Origin of the sequence: Achromobacter sp. JD417, from assembly GCF_041879325.1 — a bacterium.
Lineage (GTDB): Bacteria > Pseudomonadota > Gammaproteobacteria > Burkholderiales > Burkholderiaceae_B > Achromobacter > Achromobacter mucicolens.
Map to the genome: position 1 here is coordinate 2875448 of NZ_CP087159.1, position 15088 is coordinate 2890535.

Annotated in this window: 11 protein-coding genes; 6 read left to right on the top strand and 5 right to left on the bottom strand. The window is 66.0% G+C overall.

Translation table 11 applies throughout. From position 1 onward, the window contains the following. The first annotated feature begins 8 nt into the window (after positions 1 to 8). Complete coding sequence (locus tag LN047_RS13265; RefSeq protein ID WP_373981973.1) at positions 9 to 1235, top strand: EAL domain-containing protein; 1227 nt, start codon at positions 9 to 11, stop codon at positions 1233 to 1235. A 153-nt stretch (positions 1236 to 1388) separates the two neighbouring features. Further along, the gene (locus LN047_RS13270; protein ID WP_373981974.1) at positions 1389 to 2699 is read left to right on the top strand and encodes a ferric reductase-like transmembrane domain-containing protein; all 1311 of its coding nucleotides are present in this window, start codon (positions 1389 to 1391) and stop codon (positions 2697 to 2699) included. Between the two features lie 4 nt (positions 2700 to 2703). On the opposite strand, the gene LN047_RS13275 is transcribed toward LN047_RS13270, so the two are convergent. Both LN047_RS13275 and LN047_RS13280 read right to left on the bottom strand, forming a co-directional pair. Further along, the gene (locus tag LN047_RS13275) at positions 2704 to 4362 is read right to left on the bottom strand and encodes a mucoidy inhibitor MuiA family protein (protein ID WP_373981975.1); all 1659 of its coding nucleotides are present in this window, start codon (positions 4360 to 4362) and stop codon (positions 2704 to 2706) included. A gap of 155 nt (positions 4363 to 4517) precedes the next feature. Next, positions 4518 to 5417, bottom strand: a complete 900-nt coding sequence (locus LN047_RS13280; protein ID WP_373981976.1) for a LysR family transcriptional regulator — start codon at positions 5415 to 5417, stop codon at positions 4518 to 4520. 106 nt (positions 5418 to 5523) lie between these two features. Here LN047_RS13280 and LN047_RS13285 point away from each other — a divergent pair, with 106 nt between their 5' ends. The 3 genes from LN047_RS13285 (at position 5524) to LN047_RS13295 (ending at position 10395) form a co-directional block, all read left to right on the top strand. Further along, positions 5524 to 6804, top strand: a complete 1281-nt coding sequence (locus LN047_RS13285) for an MFS transporter (RefSeq protein ID WP_373981977.1) — start codon at positions 5524 to 5526, stop codon at positions 6802 to 6804. Positions 6805 to 6900: 96 nt separating this feature from the next. Then, entirely contained in the window at positions 6901 to 9897 is a 2997-nt protein-coding gene (locus LN047_RS13290; protein ID WP_373981978.1) for a GAF domain-containing protein, read from the top strand. A 132-nt stretch (positions 9898 to 10029) separates the two neighbouring features. Continuing rightward, positions 10030 to 10395: a hypothetical protein gene (locus LN047_RS13295; protein WP_152384401.1), complete on the top strand. Its 366-nt coding sequence runs from the start codon at positions 10030 to 10032 to the stop codon at positions 10393 to 10395. Between the two features lie 56 nt (positions 10396 to 10451). On the opposite strand, the gene LN047_RS13300 is transcribed toward LN047_RS13295, so the two are convergent. Both LN047_RS13300 and LN047_RS13305 read right to left on the bottom strand, forming a co-directional pair. Beyond that, on the bottom strand, positions 10452 to 11897 hold the full coding sequence (locus tag LN047_RS13300; protein ID WP_373981979.1) for an RNA polymerase factor sigma-54: 1446 nt from the start codon (positions 11895 to 11897) through the stop codon (positions 10452 to 10454). Between the two features lie 157 nt (positions 11898 to 12054). Beyond that, entirely contained in the window at positions 12055 to 12975 is a 921-nt protein-coding gene (locus LN047_RS13305; protein WP_373982131.1) for a sigma-54 interaction domain-containing protein, read from the bottom strand. A gap of 259 nt (positions 12976 to 13234) precedes the next feature. Here LN047_RS13305 and LN047_RS13310 point away from each other — a divergent pair, with 259 nt between their 5' ends. Then, a complete protein-coding gene (locus tag LN047_RS13310) occupies positions 13235 to 14620 on the top strand; it encodes a sigma-54-dependent transcriptional regulator (RefSeq protein ID WP_373981980.1) in 1386 nt (461 codons plus the stop codon). Positions 14621 to 14626: 6 nt separating this feature from the next. Here LN047_RS13310 and LN047_RS13315 read toward each other — a convergent pair whose 3' ends face one another. Next, positions 14627 to 15001 (bottom strand): hypothetical protein, encoded by a 375-nt coding sequence (locus LN047_RS13315; RefSeq protein WP_056317667.1) that lies wholly within the window; start codon positions 14999 to 15001, stop codon positions 14627 to 14629. Between the last annotated feature and the right edge of the window lie 87 nt (positions 15002 to 15088).

Genomic DNA, 15088 nt, shown 5'->3' on the forward strand with positions numbered 1-15088 from the left:
GGTCAGCAATGCCAAAACCCGATGCCGGATCGTCCCGACGGATTCTTCTTGTAGAAGACCATCCCGTCGAACGTGCCTATCTGCAGAACATGTTGCTGGCATTGGGGTACCGCCGCGTGGCGGGCTTGGGAAGCAGCATCGAGGCGGTGGGCGCGATCACGCGTCAATACCATGACGTGCTCATCAGCGACATCGTGATGGGCGAGGGCGACGGCACGCGCCTTCCCAACGACCTGCGGCGGCTGGTGGACGCCGGCCGCTTGAAGAGCATGCCGCCGATCATCTGGATCAGCAGCCTGAGCGACGAATTGCTCCAGTCGCATGTGCGGCTGGCGCTGCAGGCCGGCTGCCCCTCCGCGCAGGCGCTCTCAAAGCCCGTGTCGCGCGTGGCGATGCAGCAGGCCATCAAGAACGCGCTGCGCAGCATCGACGACGAGTCGGCCTCGCCGGACAAACCCAAGTCCGTACGGCGCGAGGTGATGGAGGCGGCGCTGAGCCAGGCGCTGCTGTCGGGCACCAACATGAGCGTGGTGCTGCAACCCCAGATCAGCCTGTCGACCGGGCATGTGGTGGCGGCCGAAGCGTTGTCGCGCTGGGTGGATCCGAAGCTGGGCGCGATCTCGGCGGCGGACTTCGTGCCTGCGGCGCATCGGCTGGGCATGGACCGCATGTTGTTCAGCCGCGTCACCGACCGCGTGCTGGAGGTGTTGCGCCGGCTGCAGGACGCGGATGTCGCGGTGCCGATCGCGATCAACGCGTCGGCCTCCACGCTGTGCTCGCGCGACCTGCCCGGCTTGCTGGAGCAGAAGGTGGGGCAGGCGGGGCTGCCGGCCCGTCTGATCAAGGTCGAACTTACCGAAGACGAGCCCGTGACCGACTGGCTGGCGCTGTCGTCCACGCTGAACCTGTTGCGCGTGCGCGGCTTCGAGCTGGCCATGGACGACTTTGGCGCGGGCATCGCCTCCATGCGCCTGTTCTCGGCCATGCCGTTCAACGAACTGAAGATCGACCGGGACTTCATCGTCCACATGCACCGCGAGCCTGCCTCGCGTGCCGTCGTGGCGGCGGCGATCGAAATGGGGCGGGTGCTGGGGCGGCGCGTGGTTGCCGAAGGGGTGGAGCAGGAGCGCGACGTGCAGTTGCTTCGCGAACTGGGATGCGACCTGGCGCAGGGCTATGGGATTTCGATGCCGTTGTCCGCGGACGAATTCATCGAGTATTGCCGCGCGCATTAAGCGCGGGCGGCGCGGCATTTTTTGCCGGGATGGGCTTGATTCCCGTCAAAGGACGGCTCAGGTACGCGAAATAGCGGCGTTGGGCGAAACTACCATTATGTCTGCGGCCTGTCTCGGTTCGTCACGGCCGCCGATTTACTGGGAGCGATGCCAATGCGCCGAATCCTTTTCACGATCCTCGCCGTCAGCGTCCTGGCCTGGGCGCTTGCCTTGCGGCTGCAGCCGCCCGCCGCCTTCAACGTATGGACGTGGCGCGACCAACTGATTTTGCTGACAGGTCTGGCGGCTTATGTGCTGATGGCGCTCATCATGCTGCTGTCGGTCAGGCCGGTCTGGCTGGAAAAGCGGCTGGATGGCCTGGACAAGATGTACCGGCTGCACAAGTGGTGCGGCATCCTGGCCACCGCGCTGGCTGCGGCGCACTACCTCATCAAACTCGCCAAGCCGCTGCTGCTGGCCATCTTCGATCCGGTTCCCAAGACGCCCCGCGCCGCGGCCATGCTGGACATGTTCCGGGGATCGGCCAAGGATCTGGGCGAATACGCCGTCTGGATCCTGGTGGCGATGGTGCTGTTGACGCTGTGGCGCCGGTTCCCGTACCACGTGTGGCGCCAGGTCCATCGCATTGCCGCCGTGATCTTCCTGGTGGCGGCGTTTCATGGCGTCGTGCTCACGCCCGCCGCGTGGTGGTCGCAGCCGGCGGGGTGGCTGGTTGGCCTTGCGACCGCGGTGGGATCGGTCTGCGCGGTCATGGCGCTGACGGGCCGCATCGGGCGGGCGCGGCGCTACAAGGGCACCGTGCTGGAGGTGCAGCATCTGTCGGATGACATCCTGCGCGTGACCTGTCGTGTCCAGGGCGATTGGCATCACCGCGCCGGCCAGTTCGCCTTCCTGACCGCGGATCGCAAGGAAGGCGCGCACCCCTTCACGGTGTCGGGCGCCGACGATGGCTCGGGCAGGGTGCAGTTTTCGATCAAGGCGCTTGGCGATTACACGCGGCGCCTGCAGAAGAGCCTGGCGGCTGGGCAGGCGGTGACCATTGAAGGGCCATACGGCTGTTTCGACTTTCGCCGGGACGAGGGCCGCCGGCAGATCTGGGTGGGCGCGGGCATCGGCGTGACGCCCTTTATTTCATGGCTTGAGGCCTTGCAGATGCGGCCCGCGGACGCGCCCGATGCCACGTTGTACTACTGCGCCCGCAATGCGGCCGATGCGCCTTTCGCCGACCGGTTGCGCCAGTTGTGCGCGCGCGTTCCAAGCGTGAAATTGGACGTGCGCTACAGCGACGAGCACCGGCCCTTGACGGCTGCCGAGCTGGCGCAGGCCAGACAGGAAGGGACGCCCTGGCCAAGTGTCTGGTTCTGCGGTCCCACGGGCTTTGCCGACGCGCTGAAAGACGGCTTGCACCGGCGGGGCATGCCGGTGCGGCAACTGTTCCACCAGGAAGCCTTCCAGATGCGCTAGCGCGTCAAAGGCCGGACACGTCGATATCACCCGGGTAGTCCACCGAGAACTTCAACGTCGTCTCGCGCGACTTGCCCGGCTCGAGCTCCCAGTCCCACACCAGCTTGCCGTCCTCTTCGCGCTTGATGTCGCGGTCGGCGGGCGACAGCAGCTTGACCACGATTTTCTCGTTGCGCGAGATGGGCAGGTGATCCTTGAAGGTCACCTGTTCCTTGGTCGACTTGTTGTTCTTGACGGTGATCTTGTACTCGTAGGTGACACGCTTGCCGCTGCCCGAAAAGCCGGTGCTCTCGGTGTAGCGGTTGACCAGCTGGCGCTTGATGGAGATGCCCTCGTCCGCGCCCAGCGCCAGTTCCAGCTTTTCGCCGGGCATGACCGCTTTCATGGCGCCCGTGGCGACAAAGGCATCGTCCAGGAAGGTATTGAGCGGACCCGCCAGGAACGGAAAGTCGGTGTTGTTGCTGGCCTGCGCGGTCAGGTAGACGGTTTCGCGCATCGCGGGCGTCGATTGGTATTGCAAGGTGGCCGGCAGCTTGGCGGTGGCGATGGCAACGCGCTGGGTGGTGTTGTCCGACAGCAGCGTTGCCGGGTTCTGGATCTGGAACGACGCGCTGGTTGCCGCATTCTGGACCTGAGCCGTGGACAGCTCGATGGCCTCGGGTTGCGGCTCGGGCAACATGGCGCTGTCTTCCATCTCGCGGGCGCGCGGCGCGCGCTTGGCGTGCATCTCGGCCTGGACGGCAGCAGGGGCCGGCGCGGCGGCGGGACGGGGCGGCGGGGGCGGGGGCGGGGGAGGGGCGGCCACGTCGATGATCCACGGGCGCAGCGTGGGCGCGCCGCCGCCCAGCGACGGCCGGGCCGTGGACAGCGTCAGCTTCACGTTGTTCCAGTCTTCGCCGGTGTTCTGTCGGATGACACCGAAGTAGCCAAGGTCCACCTGACGATCGGCCGGACGCAGCCGCGCATCATAGGCGGGCGTCCAGCGCGCGCCCGCCACGGCATACGACAGCGCGAGGTCCAGCTTGCCGGCGCGCGCCATGCCAACGCGCAAGGCGACCTTTTTGGTGCGCCGGCCCGCCTCGCCGCGGACCTGGCCAAGCTGGGTTTGCAGCGCCGTCATCTCGCGCTCCAGCGCGGTCTTCTGTTCGGCGACGCGGCGCAGGCCCGCCAGCGTCGTGGCCAGCGACTCGGCGCTGAGCGTCTGGATCGCCTTGAGCTCATCCACGGTGATTCGGGCCCCGTCCTTGGCCGGTTCCGTGGCGCCGCGCTGCATCATCAGAATGAGTTCGCGCTGGTTGTCGAGCACCGCGGCTTCGTCGTCGAGCGCGGCTTGCCGGGCAGTTAATTTGTCGAGCTGCGCTTCGATGGACCGCACGCGTTCGTTGGCGGTGTCGGTCTGGTAGACGTCGCTGACCTTGACGTCCAGCAGGGTCGCCTGGCCGGTGCTCTTGGCGGATACCTGCAGCGAGTTTTCCTGCAGCGAGGCCGGCAGGTTGTCCAGGATCAGTTCGTGTTCGCCGGCGGCCAGGTCGCTGCTGGCGGCGCGGGTGACGACCGCACGGTCCTGATAGACGGTCACCGAGCCGATGGCGGAGGGCAGCGCGGCGGCAGCGGCGAAGCCGGGAATCGTTGCAAAGACCAGGGCCAGAAGGGTACGTCTCACGGGGTCACCTTTGAAAAGTTGGGCGCGGCCGGCATCGCGGATTCCAGGGGACGCATCGCCCGCAAGCGCGAGAGTCTAGTCCCAGCCCCGCGCCGCGGGTTTACAGAAAATGACAAACGCGACAGGCCGATACGGCAATCCCCCGGGGCCGGGTTTCATTCCCGCTCGGGATGCGCCAGCCGGCGCAGCATGCCGACGGCGTTTTCGGCGGCCACCGAGCGGTCATGGCGCCGGTAGGCCATATCCAGCAGCGCATGAGGTGCATCGCCCTTGATGGGACGGTACTCGATGCCCTGGGCGCCCATGTGCCGCATCGCGGCGGGGACGATGGAGATACCCACGCCAGCCGCCACCAGGCTCACGATCGACGCCATCTGCGGCGCTTCCTGGATGACGCGCGGGGCAAAGCCGGCGCGCTGGCAGGCGGACTGGATGGCGTCGTACAGGCCCGCGCCGATGGGCCGCGGATAAAGCACGAAGTCCTCCTCGGCCAGCGCGGCGATCGGGACCGCGCGCTTCCTGCTGAGCGCATGGTCCGGCGGCAGGGCGATCAGCATGGGCTCATCGAGCACCCGCTCCGATTCGAATTCGGCGTCCAGCACGTAGGGCGGGCGGACGAAGGCCACGTCCACGTCGCCCGCGCGCAGGCCCCGCAGCAGCGTGACGGTATTGCTTTCGGTGAGCGTGATGCGCACATCCGGATAGCGGTCGCGAAACGCGCGGATGGCCCGGGGCAGGTAGGGATGAAAGACGGCCGACGCGGTAAAGCCGACCGTGATGGCGCCGCGTTCGCCGCGCCCCAGCCGCCTGGCCATATCGACGGCGCGGTCGGCGCTGGCCAGGATGGCGCGGGCGTCGTCCAAAAATTGCACGCCGGCTTCGGTCAGCGCGATGCCGCGGGGCAGGCGCAGAAAGAGCGGCGTGCCGATCTCGCGCTCCAATTGCTGGATCTGCTGGCTGAGCGGGGGCTGGCCGATGCCCAGGCGGGCGGCCGCGCGCGTGAAGTGCAGTTCCTCGGCGACGGCGGTGAAATACCGCAAGTGACGCAGTTCCATCGGTTTTAGATATAGACAGGAGCGGTTTCATATATTGGACATATGCAGGGGAAATGTCTACCTTGTTCTCCATGGGCTCCTGCCCGGGTGTTTTTCGAGAATCCTGATGTCTACCCCTTCTGCAAGTCACGCAACAGACTCCGGCGTTTCGGCGCCGGCGTATCTGGCGCGCGGCACGCCGGGTCTGCGCCGCGCCCAATGGGCGCTCTTCGCCGCCGGCTTTTCCACGTTTTCGCTGTTGTATTGCGTGCAGCCGCTGATGCCGCTGTTCACCCAGGCTTTCCATGTTTCGCCCGCGCAGAGCAGCCTGGTGCTGTCGCTGTGCACGGGCTTGCTGGCCATCGCCATTTTCTTTGTCGGCCTGTTTTCGGCCGCGCTGCCGCGCAAGCGCGTCATGGCGTGGTCGCTGTTCGCGTCCGCCATTCTTGGCACCATTGCGGCGGTCGCGCCGGACTGGCAAAGCCTGCTGGCCCTGCGCGCCTTGCAAGGGGTGGCGATGGGCGGGGTGCCCGCCGTGGCCATGGCCTATCTGGCCGAGGAGGTCGAACCGGGCACGCTGGGCTTTGCGATGGGGCTGTACATCAGCGGCAGCGCGTTTGGCGGGCTGTCAGGACGGGTGATCACCGGCCTGGTGTCCGATCACTTCGGGTGGCGCGCAGCGATGGGAACGCTGGGACTGCTGGGCATCGTGGCGGCCGTGCTGTTCCTGTGGCTCCTGCCGGCCTCGCGCCGCTTCACGCCGCGGCGCGGCCAAGGGTGGGCAGGCGTCTGGTCGGACGTGCGGGCCGGCGCCGGCGCGCACTTGAAGAATGGGCCGCTGTGCGCACTGTTCGCCATGGGCGGGCTGCTGATGGGCGCTTTCGTGGCCGTCTACAACTATGTTGGCTTCCGGCTATTGCTCCCGCCGTTCTCGCTTAGCCAGACCTTCATCGGCTTCATCTTCGTCGTCTACCTGGTGGGCATCTTCGCATCCACGTGGTTCGGCCGCCTGGCCGACCGTCATGGGCGCGGCGCGATGCTGTCCGCCGCGTCGGGGCTTGCGCTGGCTGGCCTGGTGCTGACGCTCTCGGATTCGCTGCCTGTGCTGGTCGCGGGCATCGTGGTCTTCACGTTCGGCTTTTTTGCCGCCCATGCCGTCGCAAGCGGCTGGGTGGGTCAGATGGCACGAGGCTTCAAGGCGCTGGCCGCCTCGTTGTACCTGCTGGTCTATTACGTGGGGTCCAGCGTCCTGGGCGCGCTGGGCGGCCAATTCTGGACGGTTGGCGGCTGGCACGGCGTGGCGGCGATGGCCGGCGGTCTGCTGGCGGCCGCACTGACGATCAGCGCGGGCCTTGCCTGGCGCACGGGTCGCCGTGACCCGGCGGCAGGGGTGGCGGGGCCCGCCTGACCGCCCCTTTTTTCCAGGAAGGGTAGCCTCGCGTTACGCAGGGTTGCCCCAGGCGTGTCCCTATCGCGTACATTCCGTATTGCGATAGGGGGAAACATGCTGACCAAGCAAGACCGCGTGTCCCTGCCATGGACCGACACGCTAGCTCGTCTTGAAGACGAACGCATCATGCTGGAGCGAATCGCTGCCGGCGTGCCGCTCCAGCAGGTGCTAGAACATGTGCTTCACGCCATCGAGGCCCAATCGAGCGTGAAACTTCGCGCGTCCATCGCGCTGGTGGACGACAAGGGGGGCAGGCTCGAGCATGGCGCCGCGCCCAGCCTGCCGGATGAATTCAACGCTGCGGTAAGCGGGATCATGATCGAGCCCGAGGCCGGCCCCTGGGGCGCTGCGGCGCATTCGGGCTGCCCGGTCTACGTGGAAGACATTTCCCGGGATCCTCGCTGGGCCGCATGGCGCGACGTCGCGGCGGCGCACGGCCTGCGTGCCTGTTGGTCGACCCCGATCAAGGCGCCGGACGGGCGGCTGCTGGGCGTGTTCTCCAACTATTACGATGAAAGCCGCCTGCCGTCGGCACACGACATCGACGCCATTGCGCTTGTCACGCGTAGCGCCGCCCTGGCCATCGAACGGCATCTGCTCGACGTGGCCTTGCGCCGCAGCGGCGACCGCTGGCGCGCCATGTTCGAGGGCATGCAGGAGGCATTCTTCCTGGCCGAGGCCTTGCGCGGCGAGGATGGCCGCATTGCCGACTTCCGTTTTCTTGAAGTGAACCCGGCCTTCGAACGCCAGAGCGGCATGCGGGAGGGCGACACGCTGGGTCACACGCTGCGTGAGATGATTCCGGGCGTACCCAGCCAGATCCTGGATACGTTCGCCCAGGTCGTGGAAACAGGCGAGCCGACCCAGTTTGAATTTGCCGTTCCCGCGCCCAACGATGCGTGGTACGAAGCGCGGGCGCGCAAGGAAGGGCCCGACCGGATCATGGCGCTTTTCCTGGACGTCTCCGCGCGCAAGGCCGCCGAGACCGAGCTGTGGGAAGGCCAGCATCGCAAGAATTTCCTGTTGGCGCTGGGCGACCGCATGCGAGAACTGCACCTGCAGGCCGCGATCGAGGAGACCGCCTGCGCGGGGCTGGGGCAGCACCTGTCGCTGGGCCTGGTGGCAGTTCTGGATTGGGCCGGCGACGGCGCGGCGCCCGTCGTGTCCACGTCCTGGCAGTCCGACGTGTACGTGGCGCGCCAGGAGCCGCTGGCGACAGAACAATTGGGCGACGACTTTTTCGAGGCGGTGCGCAACGGGCGTACAACCTACCTGCAGCCGCTCGTGGCGCAAGAGGGCGGCGACGTCCGCCCTTCGGCCATCGTGGTGCCGATGCGCCGCTGGGCGCGGCAGGGCGGCGCGATGGTGGTCCGCCCCTTGTCCAGCAGCCGGCTCAAGCCCGCGGATCTGGCCTTCATCGAGGAAGTGGCCGAACGGATGTGCGATGCCGTCGAGCGGTCGCAGTATGCGCGCATGCTGGAGCAGCGAGTCGAGCACGCCATCGCCGAGCGGGACCGCATCTGGCGGATGTCGCCCGAACTGCTTGCGGTCATCGATGGCCGCGGCAGGTTTGCCAGCGTGAATCCGGCGGTGCAAACCATCCTGGGCTGGAACCCCGACCAGTTCCTGTCGATGGGACTGTCAGAGCTGATCCACCCCGATGACCTGGAGGCGACCCGCGCCGCCTGGTCGCCTCAGGCCAAGGCGAACGGCGCGCAACCCGCCCGGCACGTGGAAAACCGGGTCTTGCGGCGCGAAGGGGGCTACAGCTGGATCACATGGAGCATGTCGTGGTCCGAGGACAGCCTGTATGTGGCCGGGCGCGACGATTCGGACCTGAAGGCGCAGGCCGAAGCCCTGGCCGACACCGAGAATGCGCTGCGCCAGGCGCAGAAGATGGAAGCGGTGGGGCGCTTGACGGGCGGTATCGCGCACGATTTCAACAACATGCTCCAAGGGATCACGGGCGCGCTGTATCTGGTGCAGCGCAAGCTGACGGCCGGCGTGCCGGAACAGGCGCAGCGCTTCATCACCGTGGCCATGGATTCGGCGAACCGGGCCGCGCATCTGACGCAGCGGCTGCTGACTTTCTCGCGGCGCCAGCCGATCGACCCCAAGCCGTTCAGCGTGGAAGCCACGCTGCATTCCATGACGGACCTGTTTCATCGCTACACCGGCGAGCGAGTGAACCTGGTCTTCGATCTGGAGCCGGGTCTGTGGCCAGTCAACTGCGACCGGAACCAGTTCGAGAACGCAATGCTCAACCTGGTGATCAACGCTTGCGACTCGATGCCGAACGGCGGCGTCTTGACCATTGCCGCGGCGAACACACACCTGGACGCCGCGTCGCTGCGCCAGAACCCGGGTGTAAATCCCGGCGCGTTCGTCGAGGTCACGGTGTCGGACGTGGGATGCGGCATGTCGCCCGACGTGCTGGCGCACGCCTTCGATCCGTTCTTCACGACCAAGCCGCTCGGCGAGGGCACGGGTCTGGGTCTGTCGATGACTTACGGTTTTGCCAAGCAGGCGGGCGGCAGTGCCGTGCTGGAAAGCGCCGAAGGCGTCGGCACGTCGGTTCGCCTCTATCTGCCGCGTCATCAGGGCGTGCCGGAGATGGCGGCCGAAACGCCGCGGGCGACGGGCGCGAAGGCGGCGTCGGCGGGCCAGGCCTTCGTTATCGTCGTGGAAGACGATATGAACGTGCGGGAAATGGTGCGGGAGTCGCTCGTGGACATGGGGCTGCATGTGCTGACGGCCGGCGATGGCGAGGCCGGCCTTGAACTGGTGACCGCCACGCGCAACCTGAGCCTGCTGGTGACCGACGTGGGCCTGCCCAATTTGAACGGCCGCCAATTGGCCGACGCCGCGCGCGTCGCGCATCCCGGCCTGCGGGTTCTGCTCATGACGGGATACGCCGAAAGCGCGGCCAGCGCGGGCGGGTTCCTGGAAGAAGGCATGGAACTCATCGTCAAGCCGTTCTCGCTGGATGCGCTGGGCGAGCGCGTGCAGCGGATGCTGGAAGAGAGCGCGGGGCCGCAACGGGCACGCTGAGGGTCAAGTGTTCAAACACAGGTAAAAAATGCCCCGCATGGAGGACTACCAGTAGGCGAGAAGGCGGGCAGGGGGTCAGGCACGGGGCTTGCGACTAGGTCGGTGCATTTCAACCAAGGAAGGAGCTACGCTATGAAATACCGTGCCATGACCTGCGCGTTTGCTTTGATTGCCGGCGTTGCCACCGCTGGCGGTGCCTATGCCCAGACGACGGGCCGCAGCACCCCCCCGACTTCGCCGTCCACGACGCCGAACGACGGGGCTGCCGTGCCGCCCAATACCAAGGTGCCCCCGGGCCAGATTCCCCCCGCCCCGAACGCCGCGCCCAATACGGGCACGACGCCGCCGAACCTGGACAAGAGCGGTCACATGAAGTCGGACAAGCATGGGTCGGAAATGCCCAATCGCAAGCGCGAGGCCAATGACAACGTGCCGAAGACCCCGGCCGCTGGCGCTACGCCTCCCCCGGGATATCCGAACACGGGCGGCAGCAAGTAAGCAGCCCAACAAAAAGGCTTCCGCAAGGAAGCCTTTTTTTATGGCCGCAGGGCTGATCAGTGCTGGCGGCGCAGCTCGGCGGGCGGCACGCGCAGTTGGCCGCGGTACTTCGACACGGTGCGGCGGGCCAGCAGGATGCCGTTGGAAGCCAGCTGCTGCGTCAGCGCCACGTCGGACAGGGGCATTGCCGGATCTTCGGCGTCCACCATTTCCTTGATGAGCGCACGCACTGCGGCTGCGGAACACGATCCGCCCGACTCCGTGGCCAGTTCACGCGAGAAGAAGTGGCGGAACTCGAAAACCCCGCGGGGCGTGGTCATGTACTTGCTCACGGTCGCGCGCGAGACGGTGGACTCGTGCATGTTCAGGTCGTCCGCCACTTCGCGCAGCATGAGCGGGCGCAGCGCCACTTCGCCATATTCGAAGAACATCTGCTGGCGCTTCACGATGGCCTCGGCCACGCGCTGGATCGTGGTGTAGCGCTGTTCGACATTGCGCACCAGCCAACGCGCTTCCTGGAGTTCCTGCGCCATGGGGCTGCGGTCGTCCAGGCGGGCGCGGCGAAAGAGATCTGCATAGGCGCTGTGCAAGCGCGCGCGCGGCATGGCGCTGCGATTGGGCAGCACGCGCCAGCGTCCCTGCCATTTGTCCACAAAGACATCCGGCACCACGTACACCGGCGTGTCTCCGCTGTAGCGGCCGCCGGGCTTGGGGTCCAGCCGGCGGATCAGCGCGCAGGCGTCTCGCAGGGCGTCATCGCCACATCCCAGCGCGCGGCGCAGGCCGACGTAATCGTTCTTGCCCAGCCGCTCCAGATGTTCCTGGACGATTTTCTGGGCCAGTGCGCGCGTGTCATCGTCTTCGTCCGGCAGCGCGGCAAGTTGCAGGATCAGGCACTCGCGCAAGTCGCGCGCGGCAATGCCGGGGGCGTCCAGCTGCTGCACCAGGCGCAGCGCCGCCATCCATTCGGATTCCTCCGGAAGCGGGCTGATGTCCTCGTCCGCGGCGGTGCAAAGCGCGGACAGCGGGGTGCGCAGGTAGCCATCGTCGTCCAGCGCGTCGATGATGAACTCCGCCAGCAGGCGATCACGCGGCTGCAGGTGATAGTTGCCCAGTTCGAAGGACAGGCGATCGCGCATCGACACGTTGGCGCAGGCCCATTGGCCCAGATCGCTGTCGCCGCCCGAGGACGTGTGGGTGGGGTAGTCGCCGGAATAGGCGGGCGCGTCGGGCGGGGGCTCGTCACCGTCAGGGCTGTCTGAGGCCGCAACGGGTTCCGGGGCGGGCTGTCCTTCCATGTCCGCCGTCTCGACGCGCACGCCAGGCGCGGCTGGGGCCGCCGACTCGGGCTCCGAATCGTCGGGATCTTCGAGAAAAGGGTTTGAAGCCAGTGCATGCTGCACGGCGGTCGTGAATTCAAGCGCCGACATCTGAAGCAGCTTGACGGACTGTTGCAGACGCGGCGCGAGCGTCATTTGCTGGCGCAGGCGAAGTTCTTGCATGGGGTGGCCCAATCGAGTCTCCTGAAGGGGCAGCCGCCGGAAGGCGGCTCATTCTCCTTCTATATGCAAAGATCGTGCCAACCCCGTTCACGGGGCGAAGGCGCCCCGTGAACGCGGCATGCTGAGCCAGTATTACAAACCCGGTGGTAAGAACTGCTCAGGCAGCCTTTTCGGGCTCGTCCTTTTCATAGACATCCAGCCGGTTGTAGAGGGTCTTCAGACTGACCCCAAGCGTCTCGGCGGCCAGGCGTTTGTCGCCCGCATGGTGGGCCAGCGTGGCGAGGATGAATTCGCGTTGGGCGCGGCCCAGCGGCATGCCCACCGGAAAGTTCAGCGATCCGTCGCGAACCTGTGCCTGGTTGGGCCCGCGGTTGCGCGTCGCCAAGTCGGCGTCCAGCTGGGTATCGGCCATGATGTACGCGCGCTGGACCACGTTGCGCAGTTCGCGCACGTTACCCGGCCAGTCGTGCGCCTTGATCGCCTCTAGCATGGCCGGCGAAAACGTCTTTTGCGTGCCGTGCTGCGCATTGAGCGTGTCCAGGAATTGATGCGCCAGCAGCAGGGCGTCGTCACCGCGCTCGCGCAGCGGCGGCACGCGCAGCGGAATCACCAGCAGACGGTGCAGGAAGTCCTGGCGCAGGCGGCCATCCGCCACGGAGGCGGCCGGGTCCCGGTTGCTGGCGCAGATGACGCGCACATTGGCGCGCAGCAGGTCCGTGCCGCCCACGCGCTGATACGTGCCCACTTCCAGCACGCGCAGGAAATGCACCTGCATGTCCGGCGGCATTTCCGTCACTTCATCCAGGAACAGCGTGCCGCCGCTTGCGTACTCGAAGTACCCGGCATTTTGCGACACAGCGCCCGTGAAGCTGCCTTTCTCATGGCCGAACAACTCGGCGTGCGCCAGCGATCCGCTGATCGCGCCGCAATTGACGGCGACGAAGGGCTGATCGCGGCGATCGCTCGCCTCGTGGATGGCGCGCGCAACGATTTCCTTGCCAGCCCCACTTTCGCCGATAATGAACACGCTTGCATCGGTAGCTGCGGCAAGTGCGATCTGGTTTCCCAGCTTTCGCATTTGCGGCGACATGCCGCTGGTGTCCGCAAAAACGGAAGTGGGGGAAGGCGCGGTGGTGCGCGGAGCGGTATTTCGACTGGCCATGCTGATTCCTAGTCCCGAAAGCGGGCCTGCAATAATCGCATCGTAGAGGGCGGTCTGCTGTCTGATTGCGACGAGTTGCAAGTATTGGAAAACGTTGTTGGAAACTGGCAGATATTTGCGCCGGCCGACCTCATAGTGACTATTCTGACGGTTATGGAAGGGATACGGAGATAGCATGCCTCACCTGCTTATCGTCGACGACGACGATGCAATACGGGAAACACTGGCCGAAATCGGCCGAGAAAGCGGGTTTTCGGTGGCCCTGGCGGCCAGCGTCAAGGACGCCCTCATCCAGCTCGAACGTCAAGCGCCCGACCTGGTGTTGACGGACGTCCGGCTGCCGGGCGGCAGCGGCATGGACATCTTCAAGAACGTTGCCGTGCACAGCGCAGAAGTGGTGGTGATGACCGGCCACGGCACTGTCGACAACGCCGTGCAGGCCCTGCGCCTGGGTGCGACCGACTACCTGGTCAAGCCCATCTGCATGGAGCGCCTCGAAGAGATCCTGAAGCGGATCATGACCAATTCGGGCGGCGAAATGCCCGGCACCCCGTTTGAAGAACCGGGCCGCTTCGGCAAGCTGTATGGCAAGTCCGAACGCATGCAGACGCTGTATCGCCAAATCGGGCGCGTGGCGCCCACCACGGTCACCACCTTGCTGATCGGCGAAAGCGGCACCGGCAAGGAGCTGGCCGCTCACGCCATCCACGAACTCAGCCTACGCCGGCAGCGGCCGTTCATCGCGGTCAATTGCGGCGCGATCTCGCCCAACCTGATCGAAAGTGAAATGTTCGGGCACGAGCGTGGCAGTTTCACCGGCGCGGACCGCCAGCACAAGGGGTACTTCGAGCGCGCCGACGGCGGCACGTTGTTCCTGGACGAAGTCACCGAAATGCCGCTTGACCTGCAGGTCAAGCTGCTCCGCGTGCTGGAAACCGGCCAATTCATGCGCGTGGGCACCAACCGTGAAATTGCCTGCGACATTCGCGTGGTTGCAGCGACCAACCGGAATCCGGAGCAGGCCGTGCAAGAGGGCAAACTGCGTGAAGACCTGTATTACCGGTTGAGCGTTTTTCCCATCGAGCTGCCGGCGCTACGCGACCGCGGCAGCGACATCCTATTTCTGGCGCAGCGCTTTCTGCAGGCGCTCAACGAAGAATCCGGCAAGAACAAGGATTTTTCGCCCGAGGCGGCGGCCGCGCTCGCGCAGTACGAATGGCCAGGCAACGTCCGCGAGTTGAAGAACTTCGTGCGGCGCGCGTTCATCATGGCCGATGGGGATGTGCTGGATCTGGATATGCTTGTGCCGCAGGTATCGCCAGCGGGCGAGTCGGCCGGCGGGCAGGTCAGCGTGCCGGTTGGCGAGACCTTGGCCGAAGCCGATCGTCGTCTGATTCTGGCCACCCTTGAGCGATGCAATGGGGTCAAGAAACAGGCGGCCGCAGTGTTGGGGATCAGTCCCAAGACGCTCTACAACCGTCTTGAGGAATACGCGGCAGCAGGCTACGTGCTGCCCGGCGAGAATTCCCGGACGGGCGGGCCGTCCCGGGAATCCGCCTGACGCCGCTTACTTGTTGAAGCGGGTCTTCAGGTCAGCCATGCAGGCGTCCTTGGCGTTGCCGGACATGGCATCGCACTTTTCCTTGCCGACCTTGTAGTCGGCATCGTTGCGCGTCTTGGCCGCGTCGTGGGAGGCTTCGGCCTTCTCCTTCGCGGCCTTGGCGTCGGCCTTGGCCTTGTCGCGCGTGGCTTCGGCCTGCTTCTGGCAGACGTCCTTGGCATTGCCCTTCATGCCGTCGCATTGCTTTTTGTCCATTTTGTATTGGTTGTCGATCTGATCGTTCGTGCGAACGCCGGTCGTGCCCGTTTGCGCGGAGGCCTGGAAAGCCAGGACGGAAAAGCACAGGGCAAAAGCGGGGCAAATCGTTTTGGACAGATTCATGACTGACTCCTTGGGTAAGTGATCCGGTAGTTGGCGGACCCGACTACCCCTAGAGCAAGTAACGTGCCCAGCTTTTCCAGGCATGCC